General features: G+C 26.8%; 15 protein-coding genes and 2 pseudogenes. 15 read left to right on the top strand and 2 right to left on the bottom strand.

The window, feature by feature from the left end:
- Positions 1-1,050, bottom strand: a pseudogene (locus SPJ33_RS00675) (hypothetical protein); the annotation flags it as partial.
- Between the two features lie 278 nt (positions 1,051-1,328).
- On the opposite strand from SPJ33_RS00675, the gene SPJ33_RS00670 reads away from it, so the two are divergent.
- The 6 genes from SPJ33_RS00670 (at position 1,329) to SPJ33_RS00645 (ending at position 7,271) form a co-directional block, all read left to right on the top strand.
- On the top strand, positions 1,329-1,691 hold the full coding sequence (locus SPJ33_RS00670) for a hypothetical protein (protein WP_321116041.1): 363 nt from the start codon (positions 1,329-1,331) through the stop codon (positions 1,689-1,691).
- Between the two features lie 168 nt (positions 1,692-1,859).
- Positions 1,860-2,240 (top strand): HsmA family protein, encoded by a 381-nt coding sequence (locus SPJ33_RS00665; RefSeq protein WP_321116040.1) that lies wholly within the window; start codon positions 1,860-1,862, stop codon positions 2,238-2,240.
- Between the two features lie 81 nt (positions 2,241-2,321).
- Entirely contained in the window at positions 2,322-3,641 is a 1,320-nt protein-coding gene (locus SPJ33_RS00660; protein WP_321116039.1) for a hemolysin family protein, read from the top strand.
- A 222-nt stretch (positions 3,642-3,863) separates the two neighbouring features.
- Positions 3,864-5,186 carry an NCS2 family permease gene (locus SPJ33_RS00655; protein WP_321116038.1) on the top strand — a complete coding sequence of 441 codons (1,323 nt, stop codon included), beginning with the start codon at positions 3,864-3,866 and terminating at the stop codon, positions 5,184-5,186.
- Between the two features lie 169 nt (positions 5,187-5,355).
- The gene (locus SPJ33_RS00650) at positions 5,356-6,786 is read left to right on the top strand and encodes an amino acid permease (protein ID WP_321116037.1); all 1,431 of its coding nucleotides are present in this window, start codon (positions 5,356-5,358) and stop codon (positions 6,784-6,786) included.
- Positions 6,787-6,953: 167 nt separating this feature from the next.
- Entirely contained in the window at positions 6,954-7,271 is a 318-nt protein-coding gene (locus tag SPJ33_RS00645; protein WP_321116036.1) for a hypothetical protein, read from the top strand.
- 66 nt (positions 7,272-7,337) lie between these two features.
- On the opposite strand, the gene SPJ33_RS00640 is transcribed toward SPJ33_RS00645, so the two are convergent.
- Positions 7,338-8,573, bottom strand: coding sequence for an aminopeptidase (locus SPJ33_RS00640; RefSeq protein WP_321116035.1), 1,236 nt, complete (start codon positions 8,571-8,573; stop codon positions 7,338-7,340).
- 182 nt (positions 8,574-8,755) lie between these two features.
- Between SPJ33_RS00640 and glsA the strand changes: the two genes are divergently transcribed.
- The 9 genes and pseudogenes from glsA to SPJ33_RS00595 all read left to right on the top strand — a co-directional run.
- Entirely contained in the window at positions 8,756-9,673 is a 918-nt protein-coding gene (glsA, locus tag SPJ33_RS00635; protein ID WP_321116034.1) for a glutaminase A, read from the top strand.
- Between the two features lie 110 nt (positions 9,674-9,783).
- The gene (gene polA, locus SPJ33_RS00630) at positions 9,784-12,378 is read left to right on the top strand and encodes a DNA polymerase I (RefSeq protein WP_321116031.1); all 2,595 of its coding nucleotides are present in this window, start codon (positions 9,784-9,786) and stop codon (positions 12,376-12,378) included.
- A gap of 13 nt (positions 12,379-12,391) precedes the next feature.
- Positions 12,392-12,991, top strand: a complete 600-nt coding sequence (coaE, locus tag SPJ33_RS00625; RefSeq protein WP_321116030.1) for a dephospho-CoA kinase — start codon at positions 12,392-12,394, stop codon at positions 12,989-12,991.
- 14 nt (positions 12,992-13,005) lie between these two features.
- Positions 13,006-13,548: a lytic transglycosylase domain-containing protein gene (locus SPJ33_RS00620; RefSeq protein ID WP_321116029.1), complete on the top strand. Its 543-nt coding sequence runs from the start codon at positions 13,006-13,008 to the stop codon at positions 13,546-13,548.
- A gap of 41 nt (positions 13,549-13,589) precedes the next feature.
- On the top strand, positions 13,590-14,729 hold the full coding sequence (locus SPJ33_RS00615) for a glycosyl hydrolase (protein ID WP_321116028.1): 1,140 nt from the start codon (positions 13,590-13,592) through the stop codon (positions 14,727-14,729).
- Positions 14,730-14,898: 169 nt separating this feature from the next.
- Positions 14,899-17,055 (top strand): YhgE/Pip domain-containing protein, encoded by a 2,157-nt coding sequence (locus SPJ33_RS00610; protein ID WP_321116027.1) that lies wholly within the window; start codon positions 14,899-14,901, stop codon positions 17,053-17,055.
- Between the two features lie 124 nt (positions 17,056-17,179).
- A complete protein-coding gene (locus SPJ33_RS00605) occupies positions 17,180-17,680 on the top strand; it encodes a TspO/MBR family protein (protein ID WP_321116026.1) in 501 nt (166 codons plus the stop codon).
- Positions 17,681-17,772: 92 nt separating this feature from the next.
- Positions 17,773-18,123 (top strand): annotated as a pseudogene (locus tag SPJ33_RS00600) (toprim domain-containing protein); the annotation flags it as partial.
- Between the two features lie 96 nt (positions 18,124-18,219).
- Positions 18,220-18,747, top strand: a 528-nt coding sequence (locus SPJ33_RS00595) for a hypothetical protein (RefSeq protein WP_321116025.1), incomplete at its 3' end; no start/stop codon positions are given.

Raw genomic sequence — 18,747 nt, 5'->3', positions numbered from 1 at the left:
TTTATCAGCATCTTCAAATAAAATATTATAAGAAGTATTATATCCTTTAGAACCCTTAGACCAATCATTTAATGTAGCACCACTTGATTTAGCCCATCCTGAAATATCATATATTATTTGCCATTTACCGTTTGAATTTAAATATATCATTGCACAATGACCAGGTTGTCCCACAGGACTTGAAGGTACACTAAATGCTTTAGAAGTCATTGATCCAAAATAAGAAATAGATCCACAAACGCCACCATAATCTAAAACTTTTTTCAAAGTAGGGTGATCCCCATAAAATTCTGAGCCAAATATGCTTTTACCTTCTGGATTTGTTGTAGTGTATTTAATGCTCCAAACAATGCTTGAAATTTTATCTTGATTTAAAAGGTTAGGATGATTATCTTTTATATATTGTCTAACCCAAAGTATGTCAGAATCAGTTATTTTTGCATCAATAACTTTTCTTAAATGTGTTACATCAAGAGTTTTAAATACAGGAAACATTTCATCTTTATCGTTTAATGATTTAAATAATTCATAACGTTTAATTGGATCTATCTTTTGAGTGCTATCTAACCAGAAAGTTATAGGTTTTGAAAGTTCTAATGATGTTGCTATTGCAAGGTTAAGATTGAATCCATCTCTTGAATCTTTATCATTATTCCATATTGTTGACAAAATTTTAAGTGCATCTATATCATTTCCTGAAGTAGGCTCTCCACCTTGAAGGTATAAAGTTAGTGCTGTAGGATTTCCTATAAGACAGTTTATAAAGTCTTTTTGACTTTGATCTTCATCACAAAAGTAAGTTAATTTTGATGTACCAACTCTTGATATAAATTCTCTTAATGGTAAATAATTTTTAATGATATTATTATTTAAAAGAGAAGATAAATCAGAATCAGAAGTTTTATCTATGATTTCGTTTAATGTGCTATTTATTTCAAATAAATGATCAGAAAAGGCATCTTTATTATCGATTTTATCCATAGATATTGTAGTAGATGAATTAGTTGATGCAAATACATTAGTTATAGGAGTAGCTGCTGAAATAGTCATTGCTACTGCTAGAGTAAATAATATCTTTTGTTTTTTCGTTTGTATATCTCCTAAAGTTAAGTTTAATAAAATATATTTAATTTAATTATAGTATTTATATAAAAGCTTATCTATCAATGTTGAAATAAAAGGCTTTGCTTAATTAACTATAAAATTAAAATTTACTTTGGTTTCGATACTTTTAGTGTACAATAAATATAATAATTGATAAACAACCGTATTAAGTTGTAAAATAAGGTGTATTTTGAGCATTATTAATTTTTAGGAGTATAGATATAATGAAGAGATTTTTGACAGCACTATTAAAATTAATTGGTTTTTTATTATGTTTTACTGGAAATATGGGAATATACTTTAGTTATTGTTTTAATACGAAAGATATTGAACTTACCTTTCTTTCAATTACTATAAACATCTTAGGAATTTTTATTTTCTTATTAGGCAGATATGTAAGTGAAAAATTTGACTTTGCTAAAGTAATATTATATAAAAGGCTACTGATATTTATAGTGGCTTTAGTATTGAGTTTAATGTTATTTTATTTTAACAGATATCCAAGTGATATACTTTTAGGGATTTGCGGAATAATTGTGACTTCACTCGAAATATTATGCATAAATGGTGAAAAAATTAGAATGTGATATTAATAGTTAATTAACTTAATATTAATTGTATTATTATTATCTTAGAAGTATTATTTTAATATAGTTAGTACACTAAAAATTTGTATTTAAAATTTATAAGATAAATATGAATTTTAGATTAGAGCTTAAAAAACTATCAGTATATTAAGATAAGAGGTGATAATTATGTCAACAGAATTAGTTAAGGCTATTGTATTTATTACATCAGCATTAATATTTTATACAATTGGTGTCTGGGCAGAAAAAAAGCAAGGAGAATTGAAAGTATGGCATGTTGTTATATTTTACATAGGTTTATTATGTGATGGACTAGGCACACATTTTATGAGTGAAATAGCAGGTGGATTTAAAGTAAATTTACATGGTGTAACAGGATTAATTGCAATTCTTTTAATGCTATTCCATGCTATATGGGCAACTGTAGTAATAGTAAAGAATAATAAAGAATTAAAGGCAAAATTCCATAAGTTTAGTATTGTAGTATGGGCTATATGGTTAATTCCATACTTTACAGGAATGATTGTAGGTATGAAAGGCATTCATTAATTAATTTATAATAATTAATCGAATTTTATTAAAAATTATGATAAAATTACTTTATTATACATTTTTAGGAGGAACAAAAATATGTTAGAACCTGATCCGGGAAGTATTGTAGGTCAATTAATACTAGTACTTATTTTAACAGGAGTAAATGCATTTTTTTCATCAGCAGAGATGGCAATAGTATCAGTAAACAAAAATAGGATAAGAATGCTTTCAGAAGAAGGAAATAAAAAGGCACAGTTATTACAAAAAGTAATGAATGATCAAGGTAATTTTTTAGCTACTATACAAGTTGGTATAACTCTTGCAGGATTTTTCTCAAGTGCATCAGCAGCAACAGGAATTTCAGTTGTAGTTTCACAAAAATTAAGTAGATTTAATATACCTTATACAGATAAAATATCACTTATTCTTGTAACAATAGCAATTTCTTATTTAACACTTGTGTTAGGGGAGCTTGTTCCAAAAAGAATAGCACTTCAAAGAAAAGAAAAGATAGCTTTATCATCTGTAAAGATAATTTATTCAATTTCAATTATAGCAAAACCATTTATAAAGATTTTATCATTATCAGCTTCACTTATATTAAAGCTTATAAGATTTAATGGAAATAAAATTGAAGATAAGGTATCTAAAGAAGAGATACAGGCTTTAATTTCAGAAGGAGAAGCAGAAGGTACTATAGATGAATATGAAAAGGATATGCTAGATGGTATTTTTGAATTTAATAATAGATTATCTAAGGAAATAATGACATCTAGAAAAGATACATATTGTATAGATATATCAGATAATTTAAATGAAAGTATAGATGAAATAATAAATTCTTCATATTCAAGAATACCAGTATATGAAGATGAAGTTGATAATGTAATAGGTATATTATATATGAAAGACTTTTTTATTAAAGCAAGAAAAGTTGGATTTGAAAATGTAAATATAAGAGAAATTCTTCATAAACCATACTTTGTCCCAGAAACAAAAAGAATTAATGATCTTTTCAAAGAATTACAAGCTAATAGAAATCATATGGCAGTACTTATTGATGAATATGGTGGATTTTCTGGTATTGTAACTATGAAAGATTTAATAGAAGAAGTTATGGGGGAAATAGATGATGAATATGATGTAAATGGACCAGATATTAGAAAGATAGATAAATATAGATATCTAGTTAAGGGTACAATTAATCTTGATGATTTTAATCAAGAATTTGGTTCTGATTTAGAAGAGGAAGACTGTGATACATTAAGTGGATATATAATAACTAAAATAGGCGAAATACCAAAAGAAAATTTAGATATTAATTTTAATGTTGACAATATGAATCTTAAGGTAACTAAAATTATGGATAGAAGAATTGAAGAAGTCCAAGTAACATTAATGAGTAAAAAAGAATAAGATTTTAAGAGTTGGTTAATCTAAAAATGATTTAGATTAACCTTTTTAATATTAAAATACGAACTATATTATATAAAAATTATTAATATAATACGTGTTTTTGTGAAAAATACATAAAAAATATCAAAAAATATTAAAAATATTCGTAGAAAGGGTAGAAATTTGAGGAAAAATGTTATATTATAGTGTCGGGATAAAAATTATTAACGAAAGAGTGATAATATGAGAAAAATCTTTGCAAAAGATGGATTACTTGATAACTATTTTGAAATAACAAAAAATGGTTCAAATACAAAAACAGAAATCGTTGCAGGACTTACAACGTTCATGGCAATGGCGTACATATTAATTATTAATCCATCAATATTATCTGCAGCTGGAATGGATCAAGGGGCAGTTTTTACAGCAACAGCACTTGCAACAGTTGTATCAACGCTACTTACAGGAATTTATGCTAAACTTCCATTTGCTCAAGCACCAGGAATGGGATTAAATGCATTCTTTGCATATACGATAGTACTTCAAATGGGATATTCATATCAGTTTGCATTAACAGCTGTATTTTTAGAAGGTATAATATTTATATTATTAACATTATTTAATGTTAGAGAAGCAATAGTTGATTCAATACCAGATTGTATCAAAAAAGCTATATCAGTTGGTATTGGACTTTTAATAGCACTTTTAGGTTTACAAGGAGCAGGTGTTATAGTTCACCCAAAAGACGGAGGAACTATATTAGCTTTAGGAAACTTAACTAGTGGTCCAGGCTTACTTGCAATAATAGGTTTAGTTATAACAGCTATACTTTTAGCTAGAAATGTTAAGGGAGCACTTTTCTTTGGAATGTTAATTACAGCAGTAGTAGGTATTCCACTTGGTTTAACTCCAATACCAAAAGCTGTAGTTAGTATGCCACCTTCAATTAGATCAGTTCTTTTCAACTTTGATTGGAGCAATATATTCTCATTGGATATGGTAATAATATTATTTACTTTATTATTTATGGATTTATTTGACACTATAGGAACTTTAGTCGGAGTTGCAACTAAAGCAAAGATGTTAGATGAAAACGGAAGAGTTCCAAACATAAAGAAAGCATTATTATCAGATGCTATAGGTACTACTTTTGGTGGATGTGTTGGAACAAGTACAGTAAGTACTTTCGTAGAAAGTGCAGCAGGTGTTGCAGAAGGTGGAAAAACTGGATTAACAGCAGTTGTAACAGCAATAATGTTTGCATTAGCACTATTCTTTTCTCCAGTATTTGCATCAATAACATCAGCAGTTACAGCAGCAACTTTAATTTTAGTTGGATTATTTATGATAGAACCAATTAGAGAAATAAATTTACAAGACTACACAGAATCTATACCAGCATTTTTAACTATAATAATGATGCCATTTACAGGTAGTATTTCAGATGGAATCATGTTTGGTATAATTTCATATATAATTCTTAAGATATTTACAGGAAAAATAAAAGAAATAAGTGTAACTACAGTAATTATTGGAGTTATATTCCTATTAAAATTCTTAGTATAGTTTAATATAAAGCTATTTTATAGACTTAGAGTTTGTAAAATAGCTTTTAATTTAGATTGTAAATTAAATTTATTATAAAAAAAATTGGGAAAAAGATAAAATTTTGATATAATGTATAGGAAAATTTTATTTTTAAAATATAAACAACAGAAAGGAAGAGAAAGGGAATATGACAGATGATAACAAGAAATTAAGGTGGTATAATCTTGCAATGATGGCCTTCGTTTCAGTGTGGGGATTTGGTAATGTTGTTAATAACTTTGCTAATCAAGGATTACAAGTTATTGTATCATGGATACTTATAATAGCATTATACTTTGTTCCGTATGCTTTAATGGTTGGGGAGCTAGGATCAGTTTTTAAAGAAGGAAAAGCAGGGGTTAGTACATGGATAAGAGAGACTAGTGGAATAACATTAGCATATTTTGCAGGTTGGACTTACTGGGTTGTTCATATACCTTATCTAGCACAAAAGCCACAAACATTATTAGTAGCTTTAGGATGGGTAATAAAAGGAAATGGAAGTTTTGTAGATTCAATGAATCCATTATATGCACAACTTATTACATTAGCGATTTTCTTATTATTCTTATGGGTAGCATCAAGAGGTATGACTTCGCTTAAAACTATAGGAACAATTGCAGGTGTTGCAACATTTGTAATGTCATTATTATACATAGTATTAATGATAGCTGCTCCAGCAATAACAGGAGTTCATATAGCAACTACAAATATAACATGGAGTACAATTATTCCAAAATTTGATTTTACATATTTTACAACTATTGCAATGTTAGTATTTGCAGTTGGTGGAGCTGAAAAGATTTCACCATATGTAAATAATACTAAAAATGCTAGTAAAGAATTCCCACTAGGTATGATAGTACTTGCTATAATGGTTGCAATATCAGCAATACTAGGATCAATGGCAATGGGAATGATGTTTGATGCAAATAATATACCACAAGATCTTATGATGAATGGACAATATTATGCATTCCAAAAGCTTGGCGAATATTATGGAATAGGAAATGTATTCTTATTTATATATGCAATAGCTAATGCATTAGCACAAATATCAGCATTAATATTCTCAATTGATGCTCCACTTAAGGTATTACTTGCAGAAACTGATGATAATTTTGTACCTAAAGGACTTACAAAAACAAATTCACATGGTGCACCAATAAGAGGATATTTAATGACAGCTATATTAGTTAGTATATTAATTATTATACCTGCTCTTGGAATTGGTGATGTCAATGCAATATATAATTGGCTACTAAGATTAAATGCAGTTGTAATGCCACTTAGATATCTTTGGGTGTTCTTAGCCTTTATATTACTTAAGAAAGCTTCAGATAAATTTAAAGCTGATTATAAATTCTTAAAAAATGACAAGCTTGCTTTAGGAGTAGGCGTTTGGTGTTTTGCATTTACAGCAATAGCTTGTATATTAGGAATGGTTCCAAAAGGAGTTGAAACATTCACTGGAGGATGGTGGTTCCAATTATCACTTAATGTTTTAACACCATTTATATTAATTGGACTTGGATTTATACTTCCAAAGATAGCAAGAAGAGAAAAAGCTAAAGCTTAAATAATATAATTAATAGTACTTACTTTTAGTAGGTACTATTTTTATATAAAAATACAATGTAGAAACTTATGCTAGTATTGTTAATAAATTTGAAAGATAAATACCTTTATAACTTAACAATTAAATTGTATAATAGTACAAAAGCATGTTTTAGAAAGAAGGATAATATGAATAGAAATTTTAAGATAGCAATGTACTTTATAATAACTATTTTAGTAATTGGCGTAGTTGCTGCTGTATTCTTTGCTATATTACCCTATGTGATAATTGCAGCATTAGTATTTTGGGGTATTTTTAAAGTTAGAGAGTATATTTATAATAAAAAATATAAAAATGAACATAATAAAAGTGGACAAGATTATAAAAAAACATATACTTACACTAGTTCAAATGATGAAAACACTACTTATGAAGAAAATGATGATTTTGATACATCAAAAGCAATTGATGTTGATTTTGAAGAAGTCAAAAAAGATAAAAAATAAGCTATGGTTTTACCATAGCTTATTTTTTAATACTCATTAATTTAATAAACATATTTTTTACTAAATTTAGAAAGCAAAGTTACCATTTTTAAATACTTGAACTTCTTTTCCATCATGAGTAACTCCTAAAATATCTAAATCTTTTGAACCAATCATAAAATCTTCATGAACTAATGAAACATTTGATGAAGCTTTAAGAAGTTCTTCATCACTCATTTTTTCTCCACCTTTTATACATGTAGGATAAGCTTCTCCTATAGCTAAATGACATGAAGCATTTTCATCAAATAAAGTATTATAGAATAAGATATTTGAATTTGATATTGGTGAATCATATGGAACAAGAGCAACTTCACCTAGATATTTAGATCCATCATCAGTATTTAAAAGCTCTTTTAATGAGTCGTAACCTTCTTCAGCAGTAAAATCTATAATCTTACCATCTTTAAATGTAAAAGAAAAATTATTTATTAGTACACCATCATAATTAAGAGGTTTTGTGGAATATACTATTCCATTTATTCCATCTTTTTTTGGAGTTGTAAAAATTTCTTCAGTTGGCATATTAGCAATAAATTCAACTGAATTTTTAGTGAATTCTGAAGCTGCTGTCCATATATGATTTGGAGCAAGTTCTAATTCAAGATTAGTACCTAAAGAATTTTTAAATATTAACTTCTTAAAGTTATAGTTTTGAAGAATTTTTGCATTATTATCTAGTTTATTACAATGTTCTTCCCATGCTTTATTTGGATCTTCTGACTTTAATCTCATAACAGAAAAAATAGCATCCCATAATTTATCTACAGCTTCATCTTCAGATACATCATTAAATACTTTAGTAGCCCATGCTTTAGTAGGAAGTGATATAACACACCAAGCATTTTCATTATTTGTTAATTTGTCAGAATAATATTTAAGTGCCATGCTTCTAGATTTACTAAAGCTACTTATTTTTTTAGAATCAATACCTTTAAGTAATGAAGGATCGCTTGCTGAAATAGATATAAAAGAAGCTCCATTATCAACAAAGTAATTGTATTTATCAACTTCATATTGAGGAACATCTGATAATGTTTCTGTAGTTGCATTTTCAAATTTTATTCTTGTAAATAATTCATCAGAATAATTTATATGTACATCTTTTGCGCCAATTTTAAATGCTTCTTCTGCTAAAAGTCTTGCAAAGAAAGAACACTCTATTGGTGAATTGATAAATAATAGTGCGTTTTTTTGAATATTTACACCTTTTGTTACAACTAAATTAGCATATTTTTTTAATAAGTTTTCAAAATTTTTCATTCTGCAAATACCTCCTAAATTTTAACTAATATTTTATCATATTAATAAAGAAAATATACGAAGTTATATGTAAATTATATGTAAATAAATAAAGTTGTATTTCTTGTAAGAAGAGTTAATAAGTAATATAATATATTTGCTTGAGTTTATTAAGCTATACAAAGGAAATGGGGTGTTTTGGTATGTTTGAGATGCTACAAAATTTAGTAGATGAAAATAAAAAATATGGTAAAGAAGGAAAATTAGCTTCATATATTCCGGCACTATTAAAAGCAGATGTAAATGATTTAGGAATCGCAATAGTAAATTTAGATGGGAATGAATATTTTGCAGGAAGTTGTGATAAGAAATTTACTATACAAAGTATTTCAAAAATAATAAGCTTAATTATTGCATTACAGGATAATGGAATTGAAGATGTATTAAAGAAAGTTGATGTTGAGCCAACTGGTGAAGGATTTAACTCAATAGTTAAACTAGAAACAACTGAAACAGGAAAACCATATAATCCTATGATTAATGCAGGGGCTATAGCAACAACATCTCTTATAAAGGGCAAAACAGAAGAGGAAAAATTAAAAAAATTAATAGATTTTATTAAAAAGGCTACAAATAATCCTGATATTACTATAAATGAAGAAGTTTATATTTCAGAAAAATTAACTGGACATAGAAATAGAGCATTAGCATATTTTATGAAAAGTAATGGTATATTAGATGGAAACGTTGAAGAAATTTTAGATCTTTATTTTAGACAATGTTCTATAGAAGCAACTGCAAGAGATTTAGCAAGGATTGGAGCAGTTCTTGCAAACGATGGAATTATACCATGGAGTGGAGAAAGACTTATTGATAAACAGATTTGTAAGATAGTTAAGTCTATAATGGTTACTTGTGGAATGTATGATGCTTCAGGAGAATTTGCTGTAAAGATAGGAATACCAGCTAAAAGTGGAGTAGGTGGCGGAATAGTTGGATCTGTACCAAAGAAAATGGGGATTGGAGTATATGGTCCAGCATTAGATGAAAAAGGAAATAGTATAGCTGGTATTAAGATATTAGAAGATTTATCTTTAAATTTAGATCTTAGTATTTTTTAGCGTAGATTTATTTTATTATATTTTCAAGTGTTATAATAGAATATCTAGGATATAATTATAAATATAGTTAGAAAAAAAATAAGCTTAAGGCTTAGATAAGGAGGAAAAGTGTGCAAAAGTTACTTATATTAGATTCAAACTCACTTATGAATAGAGCCTTTTATGCATTACCACCACTTACAAACGATGAAGGTATTCATACTAATGCAATATATGGCTTTACAAATATGTTATTAAAGATGAAAGATGATATAAATCCAGATTATATAATTGCTGCATTTGATAGAAAAGCACCAACTTTTAGACACCAAGAATATGGAGATTATAAAGCAGGAAGAAAGAAAATGCCAGATGAACTTGCAGAACAATTTCCATTAGTTAAAGAATTATTAAATGCACTTGGTATAAAGATATATGAATTAGATGGATTTGAGGCAGATGATATAATTGGAACAACTGCAAAAATAGCTTCAAATGAAGGTATGGAGGTTTATATTGTTACAGGAGATAAAGATGCACTTCAACTTGCTGATGACAATATAAATGTCATAATTACTAAAAAAGGTGTATCTGAAACCGCTAACTATAATAAGGAAACATTTATAAAAGAATTTGAAGTTACGCCAACACAATTTATTGATGTAAAGGGATTAATGGGAGATAAATCTGATAATATACCAGGAGTTCCAGGTGTTGGAGAAAAAACAGCATATAAATTAATTAAAGAGTATGGTTCAATTGAAGAAGTACTTAAAAATATTGATAATATAAGTGGTAAAAAGTTAAAAGAAAATCTTGAAACTTATAGTGAACAAGCAATATTTAGTAAAAAGCTTGCTACCATAATGACTGAAGTTCCAATAGATAATTTAATAGAAGATATAAAGGTTGAAACTCAAATCAATAAAGAAGCTTTAAAGGAATTATTAACAAGGCTTAAAATGAAAGCTTCACTTCAAAGATTTATTGGAGAAGACGAAGAAAAGGTAGAAATAAATACTAAGAATATAGAATCATTAAATGATTTAGAAGAATTATTAAGCGAAGAAAAAACTTATTACATAGCTTATTCAATAGAAGAATCATCCTTAAACTCAAAAAGAAAGTTAAAGAATTTATATTTTGGTGAAAAAGATACAGGAATATCATTTGATTTTGAAGAAAGTATAAAAAAGGATGAAGAGAGAACTTTAGAAATATTAAAATCATTCTTTGAAAATAAAAATAAGAAAAAAGTAATACATGACGCTAAGATATTAATTAAAATATTAAGTAGATTTAATATAAAAATAAATAATTTTGATTTTGATACAGCAATAGCTTCATATATCATAGATTCTTCAAAATCACAATATACATTAGATGAGATTATATCAACATATATTGGTGACGAAATTAAAAAAGGTGAGGAAGGATTAATAGAAGGCATAAGCTATATGTATAAGCTATATGAAATCCTTAAAGATAAGATTAAAAATGAAGATATGCAAGAGCTTTATTATGATGTAGAACATCCTTTAATAACAGTACTTGCCTATATGGAAGAGAACGGTTTTAAAGTTGATGAAAATATTTTAGATGAACTTGCAATAAAATTCAAAAAAGAAATTGAAGTAGTGCAAAATGAAATATATACTCTTGCAGATGAAGAATTTAATATAAATTCACCAAAACAACTTGGAAAAATTTTATTTGAAAAATTAGATCTTCCTGTTATAAAGAAGACTAAGACAGGATATTCAACTAATGCAGATGTTTTAGAAAAGTTAAAAGATAAACATCCTATAATAGATAAAATAATTTATTATAGACAGATTACTAAAATTAATTCTACATATGTAGAAGGAATGAAAGCATTAATAGATGTAGATGGAGCAATTCATACAACATTTAACCAAACTGTAACAACTACAGGAAGATTATCAAGTACAGAGCCAAATCTTCAAAATATCCCAATTAGATATGAAATGGGAAGAGAAATTAGAAAAATCTTTGTAACAGAAGAAAAGACAGATAAACTTTTATCAGCTGACTATTCTCAAATAGAACTTAGAGTTTTAGCTCATATAAGTGATGATGAAAATATGATAAATGCATTTAAAGATCATAGTGATATTCACACAAAAACTGCATCAGAAGTATTTAATGTTCCAGTAGATGAAGTAACATCTTTAATGCGTTCAAGAGCAAAAGCAGTTAATTTTGGGATTGTATATGGTATAAGTGATTTTTCACTTGCACAAGATCTTAAAATTACTAGAAAAGAAGCTGCTGAATATATGAGAATCTATTTTGAAAGATATCCTAAAATAAAAGAATATTTAGATAATATAATAAAAGATTCTAAAGAAACGGGATATGTAACGACAATATTAAATAGAAAAAGATTTATACCAGAGATAAAATCATCAAATAAAATCGTTAAAGCATTAGGTGAAAGACTTGCTATGAATGCACCAATTCAAGGAAGTGCAGCTGATATAATCAAAATAGCAATGGTTAATGTATTTAATAGACTAAAGAAAGAAAATTTAAAAAGTACTCTTATACTTCAAGTACACGATGAACTTATATTAAATGTAAAAGAAGATGAATTTGATATAGTCGAAAACATAGTAAAAGAAGAAATGGAAAATGCTTATAAGCTTAGAGTGCCATTAGATGTAGATATAAATTTTGGTGATACATGGTATAGTACTAAGTAAAGGGGGATCTTTAATGATAAGGATTGGGCTTACTGGAGGAATTGGAACAGGAAAAAGCACAATATCTTTAATGCTTAAAGAGGCTAAATTTAAAATAATAGATGCTGATGTTATAGCAAAAGAAGTTTTAATAAAATACCCAGAGATATTAGAAAAAGTTAGGATGGAGTTTGGGGAAGGTTTCTTTGATTGGAGAGGAAACTTTAGACGTAAGGAATTTGGTAATCACATATTTAGATTTCCTAAACAGAGATTAAAATATGAAGATATCATATTGCCTTATATAAAAAATGAAATAATAACTAGTATGAAAGAATTTGAAGATAAAGGTGAAAAGGTAGTAATTGTAGATGCACCTACACTTATAGAAACAAAGCTTCACGAAGAAATGGATTATGTAGTATTAGTTTCATGTGATAGTTCAACTCAAATTCAAAGGATAAAAACTAGAGATAATTTAAGTAATAATGATGCATTAAATAGAATAAATGCTCAAATGTCTTTAGAAAAAAAGAAAAATTTTGCAAATATAATAATAGATAATAGTAAAGATTTATTATATGCTAAGGAGCAAGTAGACGACTTTATAGATTTTATAAACAGGGTAATATAACAAGGAGCTTTAGGATGAAGTTTGGAAAGATAATAGTACGATTATTTATTATAATAATAGCAATAACAGGGATAAAATTTGGAGTCGAAAAATATGCTTTTCCATATAAATATAAAGATGTTGTTGACGAGTATAGTAAAGAATATAATTTAAATCCATTATTTGTACTGTCTATAATTAAGGCAGAAAGTAAGTTTAACCCAGATGCTCATTCTCATAAAGGGGCATATGGGTTAATGCAGATTACTGAAGATACTGGTAAATGGATTGCAGATCAGATGGGAATACAGAATTTTTCAGGTGATATGCTTTATGATGAAAATTTAAATATAAAGATGGGGTGTTGGTATTTAAATAATTTATATCAAGAATTTGGAGATAGAGATTTAGTAATATCGGCTTATAATGCTGGAAGAGGCAATGTTCAAAAGTGGCTCAAAGATCATAACTACTCCAAAAATGGAAAAGACATCCACAACATACCATTCCCAGAGACAGAAAATTACGTAAAAAAGGTCAACATATATTACAAGATTTATAAATATTTATATAATTAAAGCTGATTATTTTATAATCAGCTTATTTTAGGTTAAAGTAGGTGAAGAAAATTTTTAAAAAGAAATTTATATTTAATGATGGAGTTGGATTTAGTATTTTACTAATTTTACTTATGATTGCAAGGGTATCTATACCATATATTTTCCCGATATATGATGAATTTACGTATAATAATAATAATAAAGTTTCAGAAAGAGAAGAAATACTATTTGACTTTATAGATAAAAAATTAACCAATAATGATGATGGAATAAAGACATATTATACTAATGTAAATTCAGAACAAGATATAAATAAAGAAAACTCTGTATCATCTCAATCAGAAGTTATGATGTTACTTTATTATTTAGAAAGAAATGATAAAAAATCATTTGATAGAACATTAAAATATATTGAAAAGAATATGTTTTTATCTAGTAATTTGGTTTCATCTAAAGTTAAGGAAGGAGAAAAAGATAAAATATCAAGAAGTGTTGATAATTTAAGAATAGTAAATGCTTTACTTCTTGCAAGTCAAAGGTGGGGAGGTCTTAAATATAGGCAAGTTGCTATAAATATTGAAAAAGCAATAGATAAAAATTTATTATATGATGGAGCGTTAGTTGATTCTAGTGATGGACAAAGTAAAGATTATATGATAACACTTTCATATCTTGACCTTCAAACAATGAAACGTTTAAGTTATATAGATTTCAATTGGAAAAAAATATATACTCAATCTTTAAGAGTATTAGATAATGGATATATAAGTGCTGAAGTTCCTTTATATAAAAATAAATATAATATGAAAACTGAAGAATATGATACTGAAGATATTGATATGGTTTCATCTTTAAGATGTATATTAAATAAGGCAGAGGTTTCTAAAGATGTTTCTGAAAGTATAAACTGGATTACTGAAAAATTTAAAAAAGATGGTGCCATATATTCTAAGTATAATTTTAATACAGGTAATAAAGTTTCAGATGAAGAATCAGTATCTATATATGCATTATTAGTTCAAATAGCAAAGAAAACTGGAAATGATGATTTATATAATATGTCATTAAAAAAGCTTAAAAAGCTTCAGGTAATGGATAAAAATAGTAATATGTATGGAGGATATGAGGATTTAAAAACTCTTGATGCATATTCAATTGATAATTTAAATGCACTTCTTGCATATAGATATGTAAAATAATTTTAAGATACCACTTTAATTATTTAATTAAGGTGGTATTTATTTTTTTATAATAGAAAAAAATAAACTAGAGAATAAAAATAAATAATGACTTTTAGTCATAAAATGTGATATAATCGTTACACTGACAAAAAATCGAGGAAGGGATTTTATAAGAAAGGGATTTTGTATGAAAAATGTTTTTAAGATTTTTAAAAGAGATATAAAGAAGATAACTACAAATTGGGTTGCATTAGTTGTGGTAATTGGGCTTATAATATTACCTTCATTATATGCATGGTTTAATATAAAATCTTCGTGGGATCCGTATGGGAGTACAAGCGGAATAAAGATAGCAATAGTTAATGAAGATAATGGAGCAAAATTTAACGATAAAAAAATAGATGTTGGGGAAAGTGTTGTTAAAGAGCTTTCTAAAAATAAAGATATAGGCTGGCAGTTTGTAGATAAAGAAAAGGCTGAAAAGGGAGTACGTATGGGAGATTATTTTGCAAGTATAATAATTCCTAAAAACTTTTCAGAGGATTTAATATCACCTGCTTCAGATGATATAGTAAAGCCAAAACTTATATATACAGTAAATGAATCAGCAAATGCAATAGCTCCAAAGATAACTGATAAAGGAGTTCAAGCATTAAAAAATCAAATTGATGATAAGGTATCAGAAGTAGTAAATGGAGCTATATTTAAAGCATTAAATGATGCTGGTATAGAATATGAGTCATCTAGAGATAAGATAAGAGAAGCAATTGATTTAATATATAAAGTAAATAATAATATGCCTGAAATAGAAAATCTAATAAACAAAGCTTATGATGGAACAATTACAATAGATGAAATGCTAGTAAAAATAAATAAAATTGTTCCACAAGTTGAAAATACATTAGTAAATGCAGAAAATGCATTAAATACTGGTAAAGGTTACATTAAAAAGGCAAATGAAAGCTTTAATAAACTTTCTCCTATAATAAAAGAAGATTTAACTTTTGGCGGAGAGTTATTAAATGGTGCAAGTGAGATTCTAGGAAGTGTATCTGAAAGTTATGATAAAGAAACACTACTTAAAGTATTAAATAAGGCAGATAATAGACTAACTACAGTTGATGATACTTTAAAGTCAGTTATCAATATTTTAGAATACATAAACAATATTAGAAATAAAGAATCTTTAACAAACGCTATTACAAGATTAAGTACTATAGAAGGAAAAGTTTCAAATGTTATATCTGAAATAAATAAAAATATTGATTTAGTAAATAATAATGTAATTTTACAACCAGAAACTATTAAAGCATTAAATGATAAAGTAAATGATGCATCATCAAGATTACAAGATTTAATAGGAAAGTATGACACTACTATTGTACCAGGAATAAATGGGGCGTTAGATAATTTAAATTCAATGTCAAATGATGCATTAGGCATAATAGATAGTACTCAAGATGCTATGCCAGATGTTAAAAACGTACTATCATTACTTTCAAAGGGAACAAAGCTTACAAATGAAGAGCTTAAAAAGGTAAAAGATGATTTCCCAGAAATTAAAAAATCATTTAATAATATGGTTAATAAAATAAAGAAATTAGATAAAAAAGAAGACATAGATGAAATCCTTAAAATTATTACAGGAGATTGGAAAGAAAAAACTAGCTTTTTAATAAGTCCAGTAGAAATACAAACAAACAAATTATTCCCAATACCTAATTATGGTTCAGCAATGTCACCATTTTACACAACATTAGCAATTTGGGTAGGAGGCTTAATACTTGTTTCAGTTTTAACTGTTAATGCAAAACCTTTTGAAGATGGAACAGTTCCAACTGCTAGAGAAGTATACTTTGGAAAATATTTAACATTTATCACTATAGGAATACTTCAAGGTGCTATTGTAACATTAGGAGATATATTTATACTTAAAACTTATGTAATGAATCCAGTATACTTTGTACTGTTTGGTATGTTTATAAGTATGATATTTATAACAATAATTTATTCAACTGTTTCTGTTTTTGGAAATGTTGGTAAGGCTATATGTATTATATTCTTAGTACTTCAAGTTGCAGCATCAGGAGGAACATTCCCAGTAGAAGTTATGTCAGGATTCTTTAAGGGAATAAATCCATTCTTACCATTTAAATATGCAATTGAAGCTATGAGAGGATTAGTTGGAGGTATTGTACCAGAGCTTATACAAAGAGATATAATCATGTTAGTTTCTGTTGCAGCAATCTTTATACTAATTGCCGTATTCTTTAAGAAAATCATGAATAAGAGAAGTGAAGGTTTTGTTAAGAAACTTAAAGAAAGCGATATTGTAGAACATTAATTTTAAAAAAGAGACTGTTATTTTAGCAGTCTCTTTTGCTGTTATAATAGGAGTTTTATATACTAGAATAAATGATTTAGCTAGGGTATATATTAATAGTAGATATATGCTTTGGAGGAGAATTATGAAAAATATCTTTAAGGTAAATAATAAATTTGAGTTTGTACCATTTATTGTATCAATGTTAATTTCTTTAGGTGGAGGACTATTGATAGGTTATTTTATAAAAGATTCATTAAAGACATATAACTCACTTGTAAAACCTATATTTTCACCACCAGGATGGGTGTTTGGCGTTATATGGCCTATACTATATATACTTATAGGATTTGCGCTATATAGGGTTTATTTAACCCTTAAACAGGAAAATAGAAGCTATGGAGTCTTAATACTTTATCTTTCTCAACTTTTTTTGAATTTCTTATGGCCTATAGTATTCTTTAATTTTAGACTGTATGGAATATCAGCAATAATAATTATAATACTTATAGTTTTAATAATATCATGTATAATAAAGTTTTTAAAAGTTGATAAGATATCATCAATTTTATTAATTCCGTACTTAATATGGTGTATTTATGCTTCATATTTAAACATAATGATTTGGATATTAAATGAGATGTAAAACAATATATTTGGAAAAATGATAATTTCATAGTATAATTTTAATAAGCCTTCTTCTTAGAAGGTTTATTTTCTTTAGAAAGGAAATAATTTATGGGAAAAGCTTTATTTATAGCAGAAAAGCCTTCAGTAGCTATGGATTTTGTTAAGCTACTAAAGGTAGATGGAAAAAGAAATAATGGATTTATAGAAAGTGAAAGAGCTGTATTTACTTGGTGTGTAGGGCATATGGTTACAATGTCTTATCCTGAAAGTTATGATGAAAAATTAAAATATTGGAATTTAAGAGATCTTCCTTTTTTACCTGAAAAATATAAATATGAAGTTATAAATTCAGCTAAAGATCAATTTAATGTAGTTAAGACTTTATTAAATAGAGACGATATAAGCAAGATATATGTTTGTACCGATTCAGGTCGGGAAGTTATACTTACTTATATATATGTATAAAGATAGTATTATATATTTATATAATATATTTTTTTTGGTATAATTTAAATATAATACTCACTTGTATAAATGAGTAATTAAGGAGGACTTATGAGAAATATTAAACAGGTTGAAAGTACGAATGGCAATTACTTCAAATTATATTTAGATGAAAATATAATTAAAGAGGTTAAAATTACAAGGGTTAAAAGAGAAAAAGATGGTAGGATATATTTGCTATTGTTATATAGCAATGGAAGAGTAATTGATGAAGTTTATAAATATATAAATTTTTATTGTAGTGATTATACGATAAATAGAAAGGAGCAAATAATTAGTTCATTAAAACTTCTGTATTCGTTTATAGAATTGTATGATAGAAAGTTAGAAAATTTAAATGAAAGAGATATAAAGAATTTATCAGATTTTATTTTGGGAATAGGTATAGAGAAAGAAAATCAAGATACGAGTGTAGGGAGAGGAATTACTACTCATAATTTATATTTTGATAATATAAGAGAATTTTTCAAATTTTTAGGTATAAATAATAAGAATATATTTGAACAAAAAAATGTTATTAATGTTAGAAGTGGATATGGAATGTTGGCTCACACAAAAAAAGTAGAAATTAAAAAATAT

The organism is Clostridium sp., from assembly GCF_034179595.1.
Classification (GTDB): Bacteria; Bacillota; Clostridia; order Clostridiales; family Clostridiaceae; genus Clostridium.
This window is presented reverse-complemented; position numbering and strand designations above follow the sequence as displayed.

What these genes read in the sequence shown, in the direction of transcription:
- SPJ33_RS00620 (WP_321116029.1), top strand. Translation starts at nt 13,006, where the DNA reads ATGAAGTTTGGAAAGATAATAGTACGATTATTTATTATAATAATAGCA.
- SPJ33_RS00645 (WP_321116036.1), top strand. Translation starts at nt 6,954, where the DNA reads ATGAATAGAAATTTTAAGATAGCAATGTACTTTATAATAACTATTTTA.
- glsA (WP_321116034.1), top strand. Translation starts at nt 8,756, where the DNA reads ATGTTTGAGATGCTACAAAATTTAGTAGATGAAAATAAAAAATATGGT.
- SPJ33_RS00660 (WP_321116039.1), top strand. Translation starts at nt 2,322, where the DNA reads ATGTTAGAACCTGATCCGGGAAGTATTGTAGGTCAATTAATACTAGTA.
- SPJ33_RS00610 (WP_321116027.1), top strand. Translation starts at nt 14,899, where the DNA reads ATGAAAAATGTTTTTAAGATTTTTAAAAGAGATATAAAGAAGATAACT.
- coaE (WP_321116030.1), top strand. Translation starts at nt 12,392, where the DNA reads ATGATAAGGATTGGGCTTACTGGAGGAATTGGAACAGGAAAAAGCACA.
- SPJ33_RS00650 (WP_321116037.1), top strand. Translation starts at nt 5,356, where the DNA reads ATGACAGATGATAACAAGAAATTAAGGTGGTATAATCTTGCAATGATG.
- SPJ33_RS00605 (WP_321116026.1), top strand. Translation starts at nt 17,180, where the DNA reads ATGAAAAATATCTTTAAGGTAAATAATAAATTTGAGTTTGTACCATTT.
- SPJ33_RS00665 (WP_321116040.1), top strand. Translation starts at nt 1,860, where the DNA reads ATGTCAACAGAATTAGTTAAGGCTATTGTATTTATTACATCAGCATTA.
- SPJ33_RS00640 (WP_321116035.1), bottom strand. Translation starts at nt 8,573, where the DNA reads ATGAAAAATTTTGAAAACTTATTAAAAAAATATGCTAATTTAGTTGTA.
- SPJ33_RS00655 (WP_321116038.1), top strand. Translation starts at nt 3,864, where the DNA reads ATGAGAAAAATCTTTGCAAAAGATGGATTACTTGATAACTATTTTGAA.
- SPJ33_RS00670 (WP_321116041.1), top strand. Translation starts at nt 1,329, where the DNA reads ATGAAGAGATTTTTGACAGCACTATTAAAATTAATTGGTTTTTTATTA.